This is a genomic window from Curtobacterium sp. 'Ferrero' (assembly GCF_002412165.1).
Lineage (GTDB): Bacteria > Actinomycetota > Actinomycetes > Actinomycetales > Microbacteriaceae > Curtobacterium.
In genome coordinates this window covers 41,437-60,149 of record NZ_NXIA01000009.1, presented here as the reverse complement: position 1 = coordinate 60,149, position 18,713 = coordinate 41,437, and the positions used below count along the sequence as shown (strand labels likewise).

Here is an 18,713-nt window from a genome sequence, read left to right as displayed (position 1 = left end):
GGAGGCAGCCCGTTCGAGCCGGGCCAAGTGTGGGCGCCCATGGACCCGACAACTGATGGCGTTGGCCGACGGCGGATCCTCTTCAGGACAAGATCGTGAGGAGCCGGTTCCCGAAGAGCGCTGCGTAGCGTCCCTGCCTTGCCAGAATCTGCTTCACATGGTCGGCGATGCGTGGGAGTCGTTGAGCGAGATCGTCGAAGCCGGAGACGATCAGGACGAGCCCGGTCTCGGTCGGGTCCCATCCGTACTCCGCCTCGGCTACGTCTGACATGCAGTCGTTGAGCGCGCTCAGGTTCTTGCCGTAGTGGCCGGGGAACTGGAGGGCCGTCGCGAAAGCGATGTGCATCTGCATGGCTTCTCTCCGTGCCCCGGCGTCCAGTTCGATGACCCGGTAGCCCTCGCGTCGAAGCCACGTCTCGGCGTTGCGCAACGCAGCGTCGCCGTGCAGCCTGCAGACGAATCCGTCACGGGCAATCTCGAAGTCCAGCCTGTTACCGAGGATGTCGTCGGTAGAGAATGCCGTCACGCTGGAACCGTAGTACGTGAGGTCAAAGAACGGCCGGTCGTTCAGCGGCGCAGGGTCGAACGCCTCGGGCTGAAGTGCTTCGCGCTCGGGCCTCGGTCGCGCCGTGGGCGAGCTGCGCAACGCGTGGGAGGGATGAGCCCCGTAGATCCCGACGTCCCGAAGACCGATCGGTTGCTGACGCGCCCGACTTCTGGCAGGTCGCATCCGCTCTGCCCCATCACGCGTCGGAGGTACGACCTCGCCGACGAACGAGCGAACCGACCGCGGCGACGAGCAGGATGGCTCCGCCTCCGATCGCGACAGGCACTCCCACAAGCAGCAGGAGGCCAGCGCCGATGTTCGCTCCACCATCGAATCCGACAGCGAAGGTAGCGATCACCGCGGTAACGCAGAGAAGGCCGCCTGCGGCAGCGATGATGCCGCCAACGAGGCGGAGAGCGCGGAACTCGTTCATGTCCGCAGCGTATCCGGCCGGATCGCGGTCTTCGAGAGCACGGCACGAGGCACGCTGAGCGCCCCGATGGCCGGTCCATCAAAGACAGCCTTCCCGCGGGTGCTTCGGACTCGGACGGTCACGCTCAGGACCGATCCCTGGCTCACAGAGGTGGTCCGTGAACCATCTCAGTGCACGCAGGTCGTACGAGCGCGCCGAGACCCACGGCGGCTGAACTGTGCCCTTGTCGAGGGAGCGGCTCCGTGCTGCCGGACAACGCGTCCACATCCGCATCTCGGACACGTCGGATGGCGGTCGGACGGGTCAGCTGACGGAGGACGAGGCCGGTGCGCTACTGCACGAGGAAGAACTGCTCGCCCACGTCCACCCGCGCACCACGCTCGACCCGGTACCGGCGCCCGGGCTCACAGCGGCGGATCGAACCGTCGATGTGGCGGACCACCGTGCCGTTGCCCGAGAAGCGGTCGGACACCCAGAGGTCGTCGCCGTCACGGCCGAGCTCGAGGTGCGTCTTGGAGACCGACTTGCCCGGGTCGTGGATGGTCAGGAGCTCGTCGAAGCGCTCCCCCGGCTGCGGTCGCGGGAGCCGGCCGAGCAGACCGGTCCCGTGGACGTCGACCCGCTCCCCCGTGCTGAAGTGCAGGACGAACGGCGACCGGGACGGGGTCTTCGTGACGATGCGAGTCTCGTCGACGTCTTCGCCGTCGACGTCCTCGCCGTCCTCGACCACGCCGTCGTCGCTGGCCGATGACGCGCTCGTCGGCGCGGCCGGACCGCCGGGGGCCACCTGAGGCGGGCTCGCCAGGGTCGACACCGCCGGCTCGGGCAGCCCGGGGATCGGCGGGAGGGGCGCGACCGTCGGGACCGCCGGCCGTTCGTCGACCGGCGGGGCGCTCGACGGGATGGTCGCCGACCGGAACGCCGGTTCGGAGTGGTCCGGACTCGTGGTCGAGGGGCGCTCCGCTGCGACCGCGTCACCGGCGTGCAGGTCGGCTTCGGGGGCTGCGCCACGATCGGCCGCGGGGTCAGCGGCGGCGTCGGTGTCGACGGCTCCGGCGTCGGCCGTTGCGATGGCGGGAGCGTCAGCGTCGGCGGAGTCACGATCGGCCTGAACGCTGCCCGAGCCCTCTTCCGGTCGGCGCTCGGACGTCGACGGGTCGGCAGCCACCGGCGACCGGTCCTCGCCGTCCTCCCCGTCCTCGCCGTTCGGGCGAGCGTGGGGCTGCTCGTCCTCGGCTGCCCAGTCGGGCCGGGCGACCGGGAGCGGGACGACGGGCCCGGTGAAGGCCGCCGTCACCGCTGGTCGGACCGCGCCGCACGCGCCACAGAAGATGTCGTCCGGTTCGAGGGGGTGCCCGCAGATGTGGCAGACGGCTCCCGCCGCGCCGGGGGCGACCAGCGGGGTGGGACGCGGTGCGGGGCGCCGGTCGACGAGGGGCTCGACCGCGACGGTGTCGTTCGGCTGTGGCTCCGGTGCGGCGGTCTCGTCGGCGCGATCGGTCTCCTGCCCGTCCGAGGTCGGTTCCGGCGCTCCCGATCGGCCGATCCACCACGACGGCGCGCTCGGGGCTGCAGCAGCCTCGCGTCGCCCGGGTCGGCTGTCGGCGACACGCGTGACCTCGGGGTCGTCCTCGACCCGCGGCCGGTCGGTCGTCGCAGCGGCACCGGACCGGTCGGTCGTCGCAGCGGTGTCGGGCTCGTCAGCGCCCTGCCCGGCGAACGAGTCCGGGTCGAGCGACGGCTCCGGTTCGGTCGACGCGCCGGACCCTGGGTTGTCGTCACCGCTGGGACGCGGGCCGCCGAAGCCCGACTCGCCGCCGTGCACGTGCGTCGGGGCAGAGCGGGGCGCGCCGGCGTCCGGACCCCACGTCGGGAGCGGGGCCGGCGGGAGCTCACCGCTCCGGTCCGCGCCGGTCAGCCAGGCGCGCGTGGCCGGGTCGAGGGTCGACTCCGGCAGCCAGGCATCGGCGGCCGGATCGACCCGGCGGCCGTGCGCATCCGGCTGGAGCAGCGGCGGCGGGGGTGTCTCCTCGACCGGAGCAGGTGCTGCGGGTCGACGGACCGCGGAGGCCGTCACCGCTCGACCGCACTCACCGCAGAAGATCGCTCCGTCGGGGAGCGCCGAGCCGCAGTGTTCGCATCTGATCACGTGGTGCCTCTGTCCTCACTCGGCCGACCATCACCGCTGCGCCGTCCACGACGTCCGATCGACCTCGGACCATCGTAGTCGCGCGCCGCTCCACGTCCCGGAGGTGCGGTGCCGTCGGAGCGCCGGAGGGAGCGGAGCGACACCGCTGCCCGGAAGCGCTCGCGACGGGTCCGACCGACGCGCAGGCTCGCGATGGCGTCCTCGGTGGCGGACCACATCCGGTCCGCGGTGGCGCCGTCCACGTCGTTCGGGCCGAAGACCGCGCGGTCGGCGAGGGCCGCCAGCCCGGTGCCGCCGTCGCCGGGTGCACCGGCCACGCTCTCCCGTCTGGTCGCGGCACCGGCGACGTGGTGGCCGCGGTCGAGGAGTGCGTCGCGGTACTCGTCCCACGCCCCGACGACACGGCCCCGGGGCGAGGGTGCTCGGCGTCGGCGACGGCGGCGGATGCGCTTGACGAGCACGATGATCCCGAACGGGAGCAGCACGAGCGCGACCACCCCGAGCACACCGATCACCCAGGGGAGGACGGCGAGGAGGATCTGGAGCCACAGCGGCTGCACCGGCGGGGTGTTCCGGTCGCTCTGCGGCGGCGCCTGCTGGTCCTGGTCCTGCTGCTCGGCGGGCGGCGGCGGCACGACGGTCTCCGGCCGGGTCACGGGCTTCGGGGTCTCCTGCTGCGCGTCCGGGATCTTGCGCACGATCGGGTTCGGGTTGAGCATGACCCACCCCCACTGCGCCGTGTCGACCTCGATGCGCGCGGTCACGTCGGACCCGCGGAACGTCGTCGTCCCGTCGGTGTCGGTCGTCCCGCTCCCGGAGTCGCCGCCCTCGGTGAACCCGAGCACGACGCGCGCCGGGAACCCGAGCTGGTCGGCCATGAGCGCCGCCGCCGCAGCGTACTGCTCCTGGTCGCCGACCATCAGCGGCGAGGTGAGGAGTTCGGTGATGCGGTCCGCGCCGTGACCGGACCGGCTCGCGCGGTCGTCCCCGACGCCGTGGCTGACGTAGCCGGTGCGCTTGAGGTACTCGAGCATCGCCACGAGCTTCGCGCCGTCGCTGTCCGCGTCGTCGGTGGAGGCCTCGACGGTGTCGCGCACCGCGTCGGGCACCCCGCGGGGCGTCGGGACCGTCGCCGACCCCGGGCGCGCGTCCGCGAGCTCGGCCTGGTCAGGTTGGTCGGGGAGCACGGCGGTCAGGTCGTAGGAGGTGCCGTCGGAGACACCCCCGAGCACAGCGGCCGTGCCCGTGGACCGGTTGTAGAAGAACGCGCTCCGCTCCTGCTCGGCGCGCCGGCCCGAGAACGTGACGCGTTCCAGGTCGCCCACCGTGGGCAGCCACACGCCCCGGTACCCGTCCACCGTCACGCCGACGCGGACCGTCTCGCCCTGGACGCCCCGGACGTCGACGCTCGTCGGCACCCGCTGGAACGTCCCGCTCCCGGACGCGCCGTCCGACCCGCCGACCCGGAAGACGACCCCGTCGTACGTGTCGAGCGTCGCGATCCGGACGAACCCGCCCGCCGGCAGACCGCTCACCCGGAGCTGTGCCTGGTCGGCGGCCGAGCGCTCCTCGTAGGCACGGAACCCGCTGAGCGGGCTGACGTAGTCTCGCGGGTCGAACGGCTTGACCACGTCCGAGCGGGCGACCGTCCGTCCGACGGAGGGCGGAGCGACGAGACCGAGGCCCGTCGCGACCACCGCCGCGGCCACGATCGTCCCCGTGCCGACGAACGCCGGCCGGACGACGGAACGCAGGACCGGCACGCGCGCACCGATCGTCGAGGCCACCGCCACCGCACGTCGCGCGTGCCGTGCGGTGAGTGCCCAGACGAGCGCCACGCCGGCCAGGACCACGGCGGTGAGCACCGACGTGTCGAGTCGGGTCGGTCCGACCACGACGCCGGCGACGAACAGGACGAACGGCGCGATCGCGCCGAGTTCCTGCCGGGAGGCACGGGTCGCCACGCTCACGCTGGTCACCGTGACGACGAGGGTCGTCACGAAGTACGGGACGAGGAGGGCCTCGTACGAGCCGACCGGCAGACTGATGGTCACGAGCTGCTTCCAGCCCAGCGCGACGCCGGCGAACAGGTCGACGAGTCCCGTCCCCGTCGGCAGCACGCCGTCGGCCTCGCTCGGCACCGCGGCCGGCACGCCGACGAGCGCGAAGCCGGCGACGGTGGCGAGCCCGACGACGGGCGACGACAGACGGAACGACGCGCCGAGCACCGCGACGAGCGTCCCTACCACCACCGCGGCCGCCCCTGCGACGACCATGGACGTGTCCCGGTACACCGGCCACCAGGCGACGCTCGCGACCGCGACGAGGAGCCAGACGACGAGCGTGGCGCCCACCAGTCGGAGCGGCGCGACCCGACGGGCTCGTCGCCGCGCGGTCCGGCGGACCCGGACCGCGGGCGTCGCGGGGCCGCTCACGCCGCCGCCGATCGGTGCAGTGCGTGCCGGAGGTCGTCGAGGTACCCGATGGTGACGACCGTCAGACCGGCGACCCGCAGGAACCGTGGCTGGGCCTCCGGCTCGCAGATCACGGCGACGACCTCCACCCCCACGGGGAACCGGGTCGCCGCGAGCCGGAGTGCCGGCAGGCCCACCTCGGAGCCGACGACCAGGAACGCCACCGAGATGCCTGCCGTGTCGCTCCCCACGATGCGGGCGACCTCCGCGATCGGCAGGCACGCGTCCGCGAGCCCGACGGTCGCGAAGTCGTCGAGCAGCCGCGTCGGGGTCACGGTCGGCAGTCGGTGCACGGCGTACACCGGCCGCTTCGCGAACTCCGGTGTGCGCTCGGACACCACGACGGTGACGTCGCGGCCGTCCCGGATCGCCCGGGTCCCCAGCGAGGCCGCCGCACTCACGGCGAGCTCGAACTCGTCGCCGTCGGCGAACTCGCCGCGGGACAGCCCCAGCGCGACGACGAGGTGCGAACGGCGGGTGTCCTCGAACTGCCGCACCATGAGGGCGCCCGACTTGGCCGTCGACTTCCAGTGGATCGTCCGCGGGTCGTCGCCCGGCAGGTACTCCCGGATGGCGTGGAAGGCGATGTCGGCCGGCGACAGGTCGGTCGTGGCCTGACCTTCGAGGTCGCGGACCAGCCCGGTGCTCGTCGACGGGATCGCGATCGTCCGCGGGTGCACGATGACCTGCTCGCGAGCCGTCCACACGATCTCGCGACGGACGAGGCCGACCGGGTCCGCCCGCACGCCGGTGACCGGGCCGACGTCGAGCACCCCTCGCCGGGAGGTCGGGACGGGCACGGTCCGGTCGAAGGACCCCTTCGCGGAGATCGCCGGGATCGCGACGTCGACCAGGCCTTCGCCGACGGGGACCTCGACCGTGGTCGGCACCGACGGCAGCCGGCGCGGGTTCTCGGCGGTGACGACGACCTCGGCCGGGTCCCCCACCGCCACACGGTCCTGGGGCAGCCGCATCCGGATGACGAGTCGCGACCGCCCGATCAGGGCGACCGCGGCGACGACGACGAGCACCGCTCCGGCGAAGCCGACGACGACGACCTCGCGGAGCCCGAACCGGTAGCCGACGACGAACGCGACCGCCGTGAGCGCCGCGACCGTCCATCCCAGGCCGGTGACCACGGAGGCGACCTCACCCCATCCGCGCAGGACGAGCCTCCAGGCCGTCGCCCACAGCCGGACGATCCCGACGACCGCGTCGGCGGTGACCCCGTCGCGGTCCCCCACCAGGCGGGTCCGCACGTTCGTCAGGCCGGCGACCGTCCCGGTGCGCTCGTACGCCGTCGCACCGCGACGCGAGCGCGTCGAGGACGGCCGACGCGACCGCGTCGAGACGGGCCGGCGATCGGTCACGAGGCCACCCGGTCCGCGGGTGGCGGCGTCTCGACCAGGAGCTGCGAGACGACCGCGGTGGTGCTGACACCGTCGAACTCGGCCTCGGCGTCGAGGACCAGCCGGTGTGCGAGCACCGGGACCGCGAGCGCCTTCACGTCGTCCGGCGTGACGTAGTGCCGCCCGCTCAGGGCCGCGAACACCCGGGAGGCTCGCATCAGGCCCATGGCACCGCGCACGCTGACGCCGAGTCGGACCTCGTTCGCGGAGCGTGTCGCGTCGACCAGCCGCGCCACGTAGTCGGCGATGACCGGGTCTACGTGGACCGTCCGGGCGAGCGCCGCCATCTCGGTGATGGTGGCGGCGGGCACGACGCTCGCGAGCGGCACCGAGGACGACGGGGCCGACGAGGTCTCGAGGATCTTCACCGTCGCGGCGTGGTCGGGGTAGCCGATCGACGCCTTCATGAGGAACCGGTCGAGCTGCGCCTCGGGCAGCCGGTACGTCCCGGCCTGCTCGACGGGGTTCTGCGTCGCGATCACCATGAACGGCGCGGCAAGGCGGTGGTTGACGCCGTCGACCGTCACCGCGGACTCCTCCATCGCCTCGAGGAGGGCGGACTGGGTCTTCGGGCTCGCGCGGTTGATCTCGTCGGCGAGGACGATGTTCGCGAACACCGGGCCACGGTGGAAGTCGAACTCCTGCGTCCGCTGGTCGTAGACGCTGATGCCCGTGATGTCACCCGGGAGCAGGTCCGGGGTGAACTGGATGCGGTTCGTCGACCCCTGGACGCTCTGCGCCAGCGCGCGGGCGAGGCTGGTCTTGCCGGTCCCGGGGACGTCCTCGAGCAGCAGGTGCCCCTCGCTCAGCATCGCCGTGACCGCGAGGCGGATCACGAACGTCTTCCCGAGGAGCACCTGTTCGACGTTCGTCACGATGCGGCCGGCGGCGTCGGCGAACCAGGTGGCCTGCTCCGGGGTCATGCTCATGCGGGGTGGTTCCTTCGGTGGTGAGTCGTTGGTCGGGGACGCGCTGTACGGAAGCGTAGGGCGTGTGCGGCGCGTGGCTCAGGCGCCGCTGATGTTCGCCGATGCATAACCGGGGTCGGTCTGACCGTTGACGGTCTCTCTCACCCGGATCTCGTCGTAGCCCGCGGGCACGACGTCCGAAGCCTTCCAAGGCTCGTTCGTGTCGGGGTTGTTCTCCGCGCAGGTACTGCCGAGACCCAGCGGATTGGTCTTGCAGTACTGGATCGCGTACGTGATGGTCTTCGGGTCGAAGGCGCTGTTGTTGTTGTCAACGATGTTCGGGACGCTGCCCACCGCCGCGGACTGTACCGTCGCTCGGGTCGTGAACGCAGTCGCCTTGGTTGCAGCACTCGACGCACAGTAATCGCCCTCGACGGCACAGGCGGTGAACACCACAGCGGTCGTGTTCCCGAAGCCAGCCCCGGCTCCGAGGTTCGCGCTTCCATCGAATCGGATCGGAGCACCTCCGTTGACGGAGTAGTACAAGTACTGAGAAGGCGTCGCACTCGCGGCGATGTTCCAGTCCGCCTGATCCTGCTGGAGTGTGAGCGATCCGGTCGGCGCGTGGGGCGTCTGGTAGCCCTGAACGCTCTGGGGCGACGAGGCCGTGCAGAACGTGCCATTGTCGGCGTAGGCGACGTAGCGGTACTGCTGGGAGATCGAGTCCGTCTGCTCGCCGCCAGTCCACACTTGCTCGGCGCCGGACGTCGTGCATCCGCTCGGGATCGGAGCGGATGCTGCGAACTTGGCGATCTTGATCGTTCCTGTGGGACCGGCCCAGTTCGACTCGCTCGCGCTCAGACTGACACTGGTCTGGTTACCGCTGCGCTCCCCGTCCGCAGACAGGTTCGGGGCAGCCGGCGCGCCGACGGCACTGCCCGTTCCAGTCCCCTGGTTCCACTGCACGACGGTCCCGTCGCGGTCGGCACCGTTCCGCGCCGAGACCGTCACGGTGTACTGGGCACCGCTCTGCGCACCAGCGAACGACGTGCTCGTCGCGGTGCCGGTGCTGCGGGTCGACGACAACCCCGGACCCTCGATCGACACGACGTAGTTGCTCACCGCGCTGCCGCCGTTCGGAGCAGCGACCGCGTTCCACGAGACGTCGAGCTGGTTCGGGGTCGTCGTGCTCGGGTCGACGCTGATCCCCGTCGGCGGAGCGGGCACGTAGTCGGCACTGATCGGGGCCGACGTCGGCGAGGCCGCGCTGTCCCCCACGGCGTTCGTCGCGATCACGGAGAACCGGTAGCTCGCCTTCGGATCGAGACCGGTGACCGTGCACACCGTCGCGGTCCCGCAGTCCTTCGACACCCCGTTCGTCCCGGTCAGGCGGAAGCCCGTGATCGGCGAGTTGTTCGACTGCGGGGTCGACCACGTGAGCGTCGCCTGCCCACCCTCGTAGGACCCGGTGCGGGACGGGGCGCCCGGCGCGTCCGGCACGTCCTGGACGGAGATCGTGACGTCACCCCAGACCGCGCGGTCCGGGTCGTCGGTCGCGTCCGCCACCTGGTACTGCAGGTGCGCGTCGACGGGCTTCGCGGACGACGAGACGGCGACCTGGAGGCGCGACCTGTCGGCGCTCGGCGTCACGGTGACGCCCGCGGGCAGACCGCCCCCGAGCCCGCGGATGTCGACGACCCGCAGCGGCTGGCCCGGGAACGGGTTGGTCGGGTCGTCGTTCGCGAGGACGTCGATGGTCGTGGTCTCCCCGCGCTTCGTGACGGCGGTGTCGGGACCGGGTTGCACGAGCGGACGGGTCGACGCGACGACCTGGACGCCGATCGACCCCGAGCGTCCGGCGTTCGCGGCGTCGGCGACCCCGACCCCGATCGACGCGGTCGTGTCCTTCTTCGCGGAGTCGGCGACGGTGACGGTGAGCCGCTGCCCGTCGATCGACGCCGTCACGCCGCTGCTCGGCTGGCTCACGATCGAGTACCGGAGTTCCGGGAGGTCCTTCGGGTACGGGTAGTCGGTCAGCTTCGTGAGGTCGACCGTCCGGGTGTCACCCGGCTGCATGTCGAGTGCGGAGCCGGAGAACGACGGGGGCTGGTTCGACCGGGGCGTCACCTTGATCGGCAGCACGAGCGTGGCCGTGCGCCCCTTCCCGCCGTTCGCGCTCGAGCCGTCGGTGACCTCGAACGAGATGGAGGCGTTGCCGTAGTACAGCTTCGCCGACGTGAACTGCAGCGTCGACGAGTCCACGACGAGGTCCTGGCCGTCGGCGTGCGTCGCCTTCACGGTGCCGTCGTCGGTGATCTTCGCGGTCCGGCCGTTCGCGGTGACCACGTACTGCGACAACGGGATGCGGACCGTCGACTCGCTCTTCACGGTGATCGCCGGCGCGGCCCGGTTCACCTGCGGGAGGGCGTCGTCGAACCCCGGCACGTTGATGAACCCGTACGACACCACGTCTGGGTGGTCGATCCGGGCGACCGAGAACGGGATCACCTGCGAGTCGTTCGTCAGCCGAACGGTGATCCGTCCGTCCGCCCCCAGGCTCGCGGTGTCGCCGTAACCGTCGACGAGCCCGACCCGGAGGTCGGCGGCGGTGCCCTCGGCGAAGAAGACGTTCCGGAGGACGTCCACCGTGACGCTCTCGCGGTGCATGATGTCCTGCAGGTCGAGGGTGGTGTCCTCGACCTCGGGCCGCAGGGGCTGGGCGTTGCGGTCGACCGTGACGGTGAGGAACGCGGTGCTCGAACCACCCGCAGCGTTGACGACGGTGTACAGGACCGCGAAGTCGCCGCTCGTCGCCGAGCGCGGCGGGGTGACGCGGACCTCGCGGCCCTGCACGACCTTGGCCGTGACCCCTTCGCCCGTCGGCTCCGCGCGGGTGACCGTGAGCTGCCCGCCCTCGGGGTCGGAGTCGTTCTGCAGGACGCGGACCGTCACCGAGCCGCCGGGACGGATCGTGACGTGGTCGGCCTCGGCCACGGGGTTGGACGCCTGCTCGGCACGGGGAGCGATCCCCACGCGCACGGTGCCCGTCGCCCGTGCTCCGAGCGCGTCGACGACCGTGTACGTGAACTCGTCGGTCCCGGCCGAGTAGTCGCCCGCCTCGTAGGTCAGCGAGTCGGACGAGACGTCGCTCACGGAGCCCTTGTCGGGGTTCGAGGCGACACCGACGAGCTGCACGGAGTCGCCGTCGGGGTCGATGCCGTTCAGCGGGATGCTGATCCGCGCCGAGTTGCCCGCCACGACCCGGGCGGTCACCGTCTGCGGGACCGGCGGGTTGTTGGTGGCGACGTCCTTCTCGCGGACCGAGATCGACACGGTGGCGTCGGCGTACTGGCCGTCCGGTCCGGCGACACGGTACACCGCGGTGTAGTTGCCGGGCGTCTTCGGTGCGAGGTACCGGAGGTGGTCACCGGACACGAAGAGGAGCCCGCCGTTGCCGGGGACGTTCTGCACGAGGTCCGGCTCGAGGGTGAGCGGTTCGCCCTCGGGCTGGGTGTCGTTGTCGAGGACGTCGATGTCCGCGACGTCGCCGACGCGGACCGTCGCGGTGTCCGGCTGTGCCACGGGCGGCTGGATGCGGTCGGGCTTCGGAATCTCGACCACCGTGACGGTCCCGGTCGCCGACGCCAGTCCGTTGCTCTCCGTGTAGGTGAAGGTCACCGGTCCCGAGAGCGGCGCCGTCAGGGTCGTGCGCACGGTGTGCTGGTCGAGGACGCTGGCCTGCACGCCGCTCGACCGGTCCGGCGCGTCGATCGCCGTCACGAGCAACACCCCGCCGGCCGGGTCGGTGTCGGTCGCCGTGACGTCCGTGTCCTTCGTCGACAGCGTGTTCACGAAGACCGTCTTCGGCGTGGTGATCGGCGGCGTCGAGGCGTCCGGCGGCGCCAGGATCGTCACGCGGACGATGCCGCTCGTGGTCTTGGTGCCGTCGGTGACGGTGTACTCCAGCTGGTGGTCCCCCGCGCCCGTCCCCACGACGCGGAAGGTGCCGGCGTCGTAGGACGGGGTCACGGTGAGGCCCTTGGAGGACGACACACTCGTCAGGGTCACGGTGCCGTTGCCGCCGCGCACGTGCTCGAGGGGGTCGACGGAGAACGCCTTGCCGGCGTAGCCCGACACCGGGAAGGCGTCGGCGTACAGGGGCACGCTCCCCGCCTTCGCGACCCGCACGGTCAGGGAGCCGCGCCCGTCACTCGTGCCGTCGCTCACCACGAGCTGCACGGCGCGGTCGCCGGTGCGTCCGCTCGAGTCGCGGAAGTCCAGGAGGCCGTCCGGCGTGGTCGAGACACGGTCGCCGTCCGAGGCGGTCGCCGACTTCAGGTACACCGGGTCGCCGTCGGGGTCCACCCAGTCGCCGAGGACGTTCGTCACGACGTGCCCGTTCTGCACGACGTCCGCGGTCGTGTCGCGGACCTGCCGCGGAGCGTCGTTCTCGCCCGGACGTCGGACCGTGACGGTGACGGTGGCGGTGTCGGACCCACCGTTGCCGTCGGTGATCGTGTACGGGAACGAGACCGTCCCGGAGGCACGGGCGGACAGCGTGATCTGCAGCCGCTGACCGTCGGCGACGATCGCGACCCGTCCGACGGACTCGTCGATCTTCCCGACCTCGCTGACGATGATCGGGTCGCCGTTGGGGTCGTAGTCGTTGAGCAGGACCGGAAGGCTCGTGGTGCGTCCCGGACGCGCGCCCAGTCGGTCGTCGACCGCGACGGGCGGCTTCTGGTCCTTGTCGACCTCGGGGTCGTCGTCCGACACCTGCTCCTGCTGCTGGTCGTCGTCCTTCTTGATGAGGTCCGACCAGTTGTCGATGAGCTGGCCGCTCCGGTCGATGGCCCAGGACTTCCCGCTGTCCGGGTCGTTCGCGACGACCGTGTCGCCGTTGTGCAGGATCTGCAGGTCGCCGCTGCCCGCGGAGCTCGCGAGGCGCTGCACGGCTCGTCCGTCGCACGTGTCGACCGCCTGGCCGCCGGTCCAGGCGCCGTACACGCACGACCCGGTCACGTAGGGACGGGCCGCTCGACCCGACACCCGGAGCGCCGTCTGGTCGACGGCACCGCTCGAGGACACGCGGACGATGCCGGCCGTCCCCGCGACGACGACGCCGGAGCCGTCCGTCGACGAGTGCTGGAGCGCCGGTCGGCTGCCGACGCGGTCGCCGAGGTCGACACGGTCGCCGTCCATCGTCAGCACGCCGTCCGTCCGGTCGAGCACCGCGACGTCGTCGCCGGACACCGCCACCTGCAGGTCGTGGTCGGCGTCGGCCCGCACGGTCCACCGTCGTTCGACGGTGGGGGTGGCCCCCAGCGAGACCAGCGAGGCGGTCGACGTCTTCGGCGAGTACACCGCGACGCGGTCGTCGGACGCGTCGAAGACGGCGTCGGAACCGAGCGTGAGGTCGGCCTTCGTGGAGGCGTCGAAGTCGGCGAGCCGGTCGGCGGGCGTCACCCACAGTTCGCCCGTGTCCGCGTTGCCGATGACCGCGGACGAACCCGCGAGGAACACCTGCGGGGAACCGGCCGGCAGGGTGACCGGGTCGCCCACGGTGGCGTCGGCGACGTCGACCTCCGCGACGGTGCCCTTGGTCTGGTCGACGCTGTAGACGGTCGCCCCGCGCTGCAGGACGGCGAGGTCGTCGGTCGAGGTCTCGACGGCGGTGTTGAGCTCGAGCACACCGGTGTTGGCCCGTCCCACCGCACCGTACTGTGCGGACGGCACCCAGACGGTACCGTCGCCGAGGTCCACCCGCTGCGTGTGGTAGCCGCTCGAGGTCACCGCCGCGGTCGCCACGACGGCCCCGACGAGCACCGACGCCGCGGTCGTGATCGCCGCGGACCGGTGCTTCGCGAACAGCGCGCGGATCACCCGGCGCTCCCGACGGTCGCGCACCGCTCGGCGCTGGCCGCACCCGTCCGCCCGTCACGGTTCACGGACACGGTGATGCAGACCTCGTCACCGCGGTCCCCGGTCACGACGAACGTGGTCCCCGACTGCTGGCTCGAGGCACCGCCGGACGTCACCACGTAGGTGTCCCCGTCGGCGAGCCCGGGGTCGCTCCACCGGAAGGTGACGGACGTCGCGGACGGCGTCGCCCGGACGTCCGACACGACGGGCACGGTGCCGTCGCCGAGGCGGCCGACGACCAGCACGGTCGCCACCACGAGCGCGGCGACCACCACGGCGGCCGAGCTCGTGACCCACACCAGGGTGGTCCGGGTCCGCCGTCGGGCCCGCGTCGTCGATCCGGTGCGGTGCACCGTTCCCACGCTCTGCGCGCCCGCCGTAGCACCGCCCTGGACCGCACGCCGTGCCCGGCGTCGACCGCCGACCCGGCTGGGGGCCTGCAGTTCCCGCACGACCGTCCGGTCGCCGTCGTCACCGGGGGTGCTGACGGCCCAGGCCTCCACCGCCACGTCGGCCGCGGTCTGGGGGATGCCCAGCTCCGCCTCGACCTGCTGGAACCCGCGGACGAGCTCCAGGACCGTGGACGGTCGCTGCTGCGGCCTGCGCGACATCGCGGTGGCGAGCAGGCGTTCGAGCGACGGCGGGACGTCCGGGCGTCCGGTGGGCTTCACCCCGCCCTTGTCGATGCGGCTCATCAGCTCGGACGCGCCGTTCTTGCCGCCGCGCACCTCGAAGGGGCTGCGGCCGGCCAGGAGCGAGTAGACGGTGGCGGCGAGCGAGTAGACCTCCGACTGGACGGTGCCCCGCGACTCGTCGCCGAGCACCTCCGGTGCCGACCACGGGATCGACATGCCGATGGGCTCGTCGGGGTCCGACTCCCCCAGGGTCGCCGCGATGCCGAAGTCGCTCAGCACCGGGTTGCCGTACGCCGTGAGGAGGATGTTGGACGGCTTGACGTCCCGGTGCAGGACGCCCTCGCGGTGCGCGGTCTCGAGAGCGGCGCCGATCCGGATGCCGGTGGCGAGGACCTCGGACACCGGGATCGGCTCACGCCGGTAGCGGTCGCTCAGTGAGGACGAGCACAGTTCCATCACGAGGTAGGGGCGGCCGTCAGCGGCCACGCTCGCCTGGAACACGGTGAGGATCGACGGGTGGGTGCTGAGCCGCGCCATCAGGTTCGCCTCGGCCTGGAACATCTGCCGGACCCGGTCGTCGACGACCTCGTCGAGCAGCACCTTCACCGCGACCTGTCGACGCGGCATGTCCTGCTCGTAGAGGAAGACGTCCGCGAACCCGCCCGAGCCGAGGACGTGCACCGGGCTGAAGCCGGGGATCACCGGAGGGTCGGACGGCAGTCGTCGTGCCATGCGCGCATCCTTCCGGGCCAGTTGACGGCCGGCCAGCAGGTCCGGCGGTGACATTGTACGGAGCGGATCCGACGTCGATCTGCCTGCGGTCGTGAGCACTACGCCACGGCGTCCCCAGTTCGGGGGGTGGCCCGTGGCGGCGACCGGACCGACACCACGCGGGGCCGAGCCGCGCCGTCAGTGGCGGGGCAGCGTGTCCTCGACGTCCGGGTCGTGCGGCGCTCCGTCGACCTGCACGACCACGACCGTGACGTTGTCGCGCCCCCCGGCCACGACCGCGTCGCCGACGAGCCGTTCCGCGAGCTCCTGCGCCCCGGGCACCTTCGCGGCGATCCTGGCGATGCCCACGTCGCCGAGCTCCTTCGTCAGGCCGTCCGAGCAGACGATGTACCGGTCGCCGGCCCGCAGGGGCAGGGTCCACCAGTCCGGCTCCGGCGGCTCGCCGAACCCGACCGCGCGCGTGATCACGTTGCTGTCCGGGTGTCGTTCGGCGTCCTCGGCACGGAGGAGCCCCGCGTCCACCATCTCCTGCACGACGGAGTGGTCGACCGTGACGCGTCGGAGCACACCGCCGTCGATCCGGTAGGTCCGGGAGTCCCCCACGTTGAACACCAGCGCCGCCGGCTGTCCATCGGACGCCACGAGGGCGATCCCCGTCACGGTGGTCCCCGCGCCGATGGCGTTGCCGCCCGCGGCCCGTTCGATGTCCGCGGTCGCCAGGAGGAGCGCACGCTGGATGCCCTGTCGGGTGGTGAACGGCTGCTCGGTCACCTGGGCCAGGCGGCGCACCACGGCGTCGCTGGCGCGGTCGCCCGCCAGGTGGCCGCCCATCCCGTCCGCCACGACGAAGAACGGCGCGCCGACCACGTAGCTGTCCTCGTTGTGGTCGCGACGCCGCCCGACGTCGGTCGCGGCTCCCCACGACAGGGTGAGGACGGCGCCGTCCGCGCCGGGGACGTCGATGGCGTGCGCAGTTGCTGCTCGGCCGAGTTCGGTCACGTGTCAGGATCGCTCTCTGGGGGTCGGGGCATGGCGGTCGGCGGGACCGGTCACGGCCACGGCCTGGCTGGATCGGGATCCGGTACCGACACCCGCAGGTGCGGCGACAGGATCTCGAGGACGTTGCCGTCGCCGATCTCGACAACCGTACCCGTCAGTACGACGACGGACACACCCGATGCCAGCCGGAAGGGATGGCCCGCGACCGGGCGCACCACCGTGCCGTTCGTCGAGCGCAGGTCTTCGACCACCGCCGCTTCGCCGGAGGCGTGCACGAGCACGTGTGAGGACGAGACTTGCCCGGACGCGGACGGCACGGCCACCAACTCCGGCTGCGGCCCGTGCACCACCCGGGGTGCGGCGGGCCTGCGGCCCACCACCACGGGACGGTCGAGGCGCACGACACGGTCACCGATACGGACCGACGGGACACGGCGGACGGGCACGTCGTCGACCGGGAGGCCCGGTGCCGGCCCGGTGGGCCGGTGGCCGTCGGTGGGCGGTGCCGTCGGGGACCGCCACGTCGAGGCGGGTGCTCCCCGACGCGGACGCAGCACGGTGTCGTCGGCCGGGTCGGCGTCGGACGCTGACGGCCGCGGTCGGATGACGGTGTCGTCGGCGGGGTCGCCGTCGGCCACGGACCGCCGCGGTCGGATGACGGTGTCACCGAGCGGGTCGTCGTGGTCGTCACCCCCGGTCGGACCGGCCGGACGGCGCGCGCGGACGACGGTGTCGTCGAGGTCGTCGTCGAAGTCGTCCCGCACCCGAGCCCTCCCAGCGTGGTCGATCCCACCGTAGACGATGCCGGGCGCACGGCACGCTCACCGCTCCCAGACCGGCGCGTTGCCCGCCCGGACCGTCCGGAGCACCAGGCCGGCGAGCGGCTCGTCCGGCACGGTCTCGAGGGCGTACACGGCCCGGATCCGGGCCCGTTCCGCGGACCCGACCGCCCAGGAGCACCAGGATGCGAGCGCCAGGGCACCGGCCGCGCCGGCTGCCCATCCGTCCGGGTCCTGGCCGGCGCGCCAACTTCGCCAGGCATCGGCGGCTCGCTCACCGGCCGTCCGGATCCGATCAGGGTCCGGAGCCGGTCCCCGCCCGAGCAGCGCGGGCGGCGTCTCGTCGTGGAAGGGCTCGAAGGGCCGGACGGAGCGGGGATCCGCCCCGCCGTCGGCGAGGAACGCGATGATGGCGAACCGCGTCGCGAGGGCGGTGCACGCCGTGAGCACCGCGACCGACTCGGAGGACCGGAGGGGCCGGTCGCCCGGGCCGCCGGTCAGGGCGGCGCAGGCCGCGCGCAGCGTCACCGCCGCCGCGATCTCCCGGGGGTAGCGCACGGACTGGTCGTGCTCGGATCGTGTCATCGCAGGGATCATGCACGACAGCGAAGCGTGATCCGTGCCTCCCGGCCGTCCCTCCCGCACGTCTGTGGATCACGGGGCCGTGCTGGACGCCTGTGGAGGACCAGCCGCCGTCAGGCGGCCACCGGCTCGAGCGACTCCGCGACGAGGTCCCAGCCGGCCTCCGACGGTTCCAGGACGACGCCGTGCCGTCCGGCCCAGAGCACGAGGTCCTCGATGCTGGACACGTCCGCACCGCTGCGGGCGAGCAGCGACACGAGCCGCCCCTTCGCCGTCTTGTTCCAGTGGTTGAGGGCCTTCCGTCGCCCGGCGCCGTCCACGCTGACCACACGTGGAGCCACCGCACCGGGAACCGGGCCGAGCTGGCGGTACCCCTCGGACCGGAGGTCGAGCACGAAGCCGTCCGCACGGCTCGCGAGCGCCCGCGACGCCGGGTCCGGCCAGTGGGACGCGAGTCGGAGCGATCCGAGCCGCGAATCGTGGGAGAGCCGGTACGCGGGCACGCGGTCGCCCGCCCCGATCGGCCCGAACATCGCCGACTGCACCACGACGTGGTCGAACCACCACCGCCGCGTGGCGTCGTCGGCGTCGAGAGCACCGAGCGGGTCGTAGAGCACCCCGGTGTACCGGTCGATCGCCGGCATCGTCGGCGACGTCTCGAGCACGAGGTTCCGCAGCCGCTCGCCGAGCGACCGGGGTCCGAGCTTGAGTGCCGTCCGTGCCGAGGCCTCCTCGGAACTGACGGAGCGGGCCGCGGTGATCACCGCGGCCCGCTCGTCGGCCAGTTCCGGGAACGAGAGCGCACACAGGTCGAGCGTGTGCTCCGGGTCCCCGCCCTCCCGCTTCGTCTCGGAAGGCGGGAGGAGGACGGTCAGTCCGGTCAGGACACCAGCGCGGCCTGCCGCGCCACGATCGTGACCGTGTCGTGCTCGACCGACAGGAAGCCGTCGGCAGCGTCCGCCGTCACCGTGGAGCCGTCGGCCCGGGTGATGCGGACCTGGCCCTCGGCGAGGGTGGCGAGCAGCGGCTCGTGCCCCGCGAGGATGCCGATCTGGCCCTCCGTCGTGCGTGCGACGACCATGGTGGCCTCGCCCGTCCAGACCTCACGGTCCGCCGAGACGACGCTCACGGTGAGTGCCGCCAT

The 18,713-nt window shown here is 72.5% G+C and carries 13 protein-coding genes and 1 pseudogene; all 14 read right to left on the bottom strand.

The features are described from left to right. Positions 1–82 precede the first annotated feature (82 nt). Positions 83–526 (bottom strand): barstar family protein, encoded by a 444-nt coding sequence (locus Csp2054_RS18090; protein WP_176491644.1) that lies wholly within the window; start codon positions 524–526, stop codon positions 83–85. Between the two features lie 217 nt (positions 527–743). Next, complete coding sequence (locus Csp2054_RS18085) at positions 744–980, bottom strand: hypothetical protein (RefSeq protein WP_176491643.1); 237 nt, start codon at positions 978–980, stop codon at positions 744–746. 331 nt (positions 981–1,311) lie between these two features. Beyond that, positions 1,312–3,057 carry an FHA domain-containing protein gene (locus Csp2054_RS09665; protein ID WP_096899101.1) on the bottom strand — a complete coding sequence of 582 codons (1,746 nt, stop codon included), beginning with the start codon at positions 3,055–3,057 and terminating at the stop codon, positions 1,312–1,314. Between the two features lie 3 nt (positions 3,058–3,060). Beyond that, positions 3,061–3,129: pseudogene (locus Csp2054_RS18720) on the bottom strand (zinc-ribbon domain-containing protein); the annotation flags it as partial. Next, a complete protein-coding gene (locus Csp2054_RS09660; protein ID WP_096899100.1) occupies positions 3,126–5,564 on the bottom strand; it encodes a DUF3488 domain-containing protein in 2,439 nt (812 codons plus the stop codon). The pseudogene Csp2054_RS18720 and the gene Csp2054_RS09660, both read right to left, overlap by 4 nt. Continuing rightward, complete coding sequence (locus tag Csp2054_RS09655; RefSeq protein ID WP_096899099.1) at positions 5,561–6,973, bottom strand: DUF58 domain-containing protein; 1,413 nt, start codon at positions 6,971–6,973, stop codon at positions 5,561–5,563. Before Csp2054_RS09655 ends, Csp2054_RS09660 begins: the two co-directional genes overlap by 4 nt. Continuing rightward, the gene (locus Csp2054_RS09650) at positions 6,970–7,941 is read right to left on the bottom strand and encodes an AAA family ATPase (protein ID WP_096899098.1); all 972 of its coding nucleotides are present in this window, start codon (positions 7,939–7,941) and stop codon (positions 6,970–6,972) included. Before Csp2054_RS09650 ends, Csp2054_RS09655 begins: the two co-directional genes overlap by 4 nt. 78 nt (positions 7,942–8,019) lie before the next feature. Beyond that, complete coding sequence (locus Csp2054_RS09645; RefSeq protein WP_096899097.1) at positions 8,020–13,827, bottom strand: Ig-like domain-containing protein; 5,808 nt, start codon at positions 13,825–13,827, stop codon at positions 8,020–8,022. Continuing rightward, a complete protein-coding gene (locus tag Csp2054_RS09640) occupies positions 13,800–15,209 on the bottom strand; it encodes a serine/threonine-protein kinase (protein WP_096899096.1) in 1,410 nt (469 codons plus the stop codon). The genes Csp2054_RS09645 and Csp2054_RS09640 overlap by 28 nt, the downstream gene beginning before the upstream one ends. 177 nt (positions 15,210–15,386) lie before the next feature. Continuing rightward, entirely contained in the window at positions 15,387–16,208 is an 822-nt protein-coding gene (locus Csp2054_RS09635; RefSeq protein ID WP_255252688.1) for a PP2C family protein-serine/threonine phosphatase, read from the bottom strand. A gap of 50 nt (positions 16,209–16,258) precedes the next feature. After that, complete coding sequence (locus Csp2054_RS09630; protein ID WP_096899095.1) at positions 16,259–16,972, bottom strand: FHA domain-containing protein; 714 nt, start codon at positions 16,970–16,972, stop codon at positions 16,259–16,261. A 57-nt stretch (positions 16,973–17,029) separates the two neighbouring features. Then, positions 17,030–17,572, bottom strand: a complete 543-nt coding sequence (locus Csp2054_RS09625; RefSeq protein WP_096899094.1) for a hypothetical protein — start codon at positions 17,570–17,572, stop codon at positions 17,030–17,032. Positions 17,573–17,682: 110 nt separating this feature from the next. Further along, positions 17,683–18,444, bottom strand: coding sequence for a YaaA family protein (locus tag Csp2054_RS09620; protein WP_096899093.1), 762 nt, complete (start codon positions 18,442–18,444; stop codon positions 17,683–17,685). Between the two features lie 5 nt (positions 18,445–18,449). Further along, complete coding sequence (locus Csp2054_RS09615) at positions 18,450–18,713, bottom strand: F0F1 ATP synthase subunit epsilon (protein ID WP_096899092.1); 264 nt, start codon at positions 18,711–18,713, stop codon at positions 18,450–18,452.

Bases quoted from the DNA above. Each gene is read 5' to 3' on its own strand.
- Csp2054_RS18085 (WP_176491643.1), bottom strand. From the start codon at position 980: ATGAACGAGTTCCGCGCTCTCCGCCTCGTTGGCGGCATCATCGCTGCC.
- Csp2054_RS09625 (WP_096899094.1), bottom strand. From the start codon at position 17,572: ATGACACGATCCGAGCACGACCAGTCCGTGCGCTACCCCCGGGAGATC.
- Csp2054_RS09615 (WP_096899092.1), bottom strand. From the start codon at position 18,713: ATGGCGGCACTCACCGTGAGCGTCGTCTCGGCGGACCGTGAGGTCTGG.
- Csp2054_RS09650 (WP_096899098.1), bottom strand. From the start codon at position 7,941: ATGAGCATGACCCCGGAGCAGGCCACCTGGTTCGCCGACGCCGCCGGC.
- Csp2054_RS09640 (WP_096899096.1), bottom strand. From the start codon at position 15,209: ATGGCACGACGACTGCCGTCCGACCCTCCGGTGATCCCCGGCTTCAGC.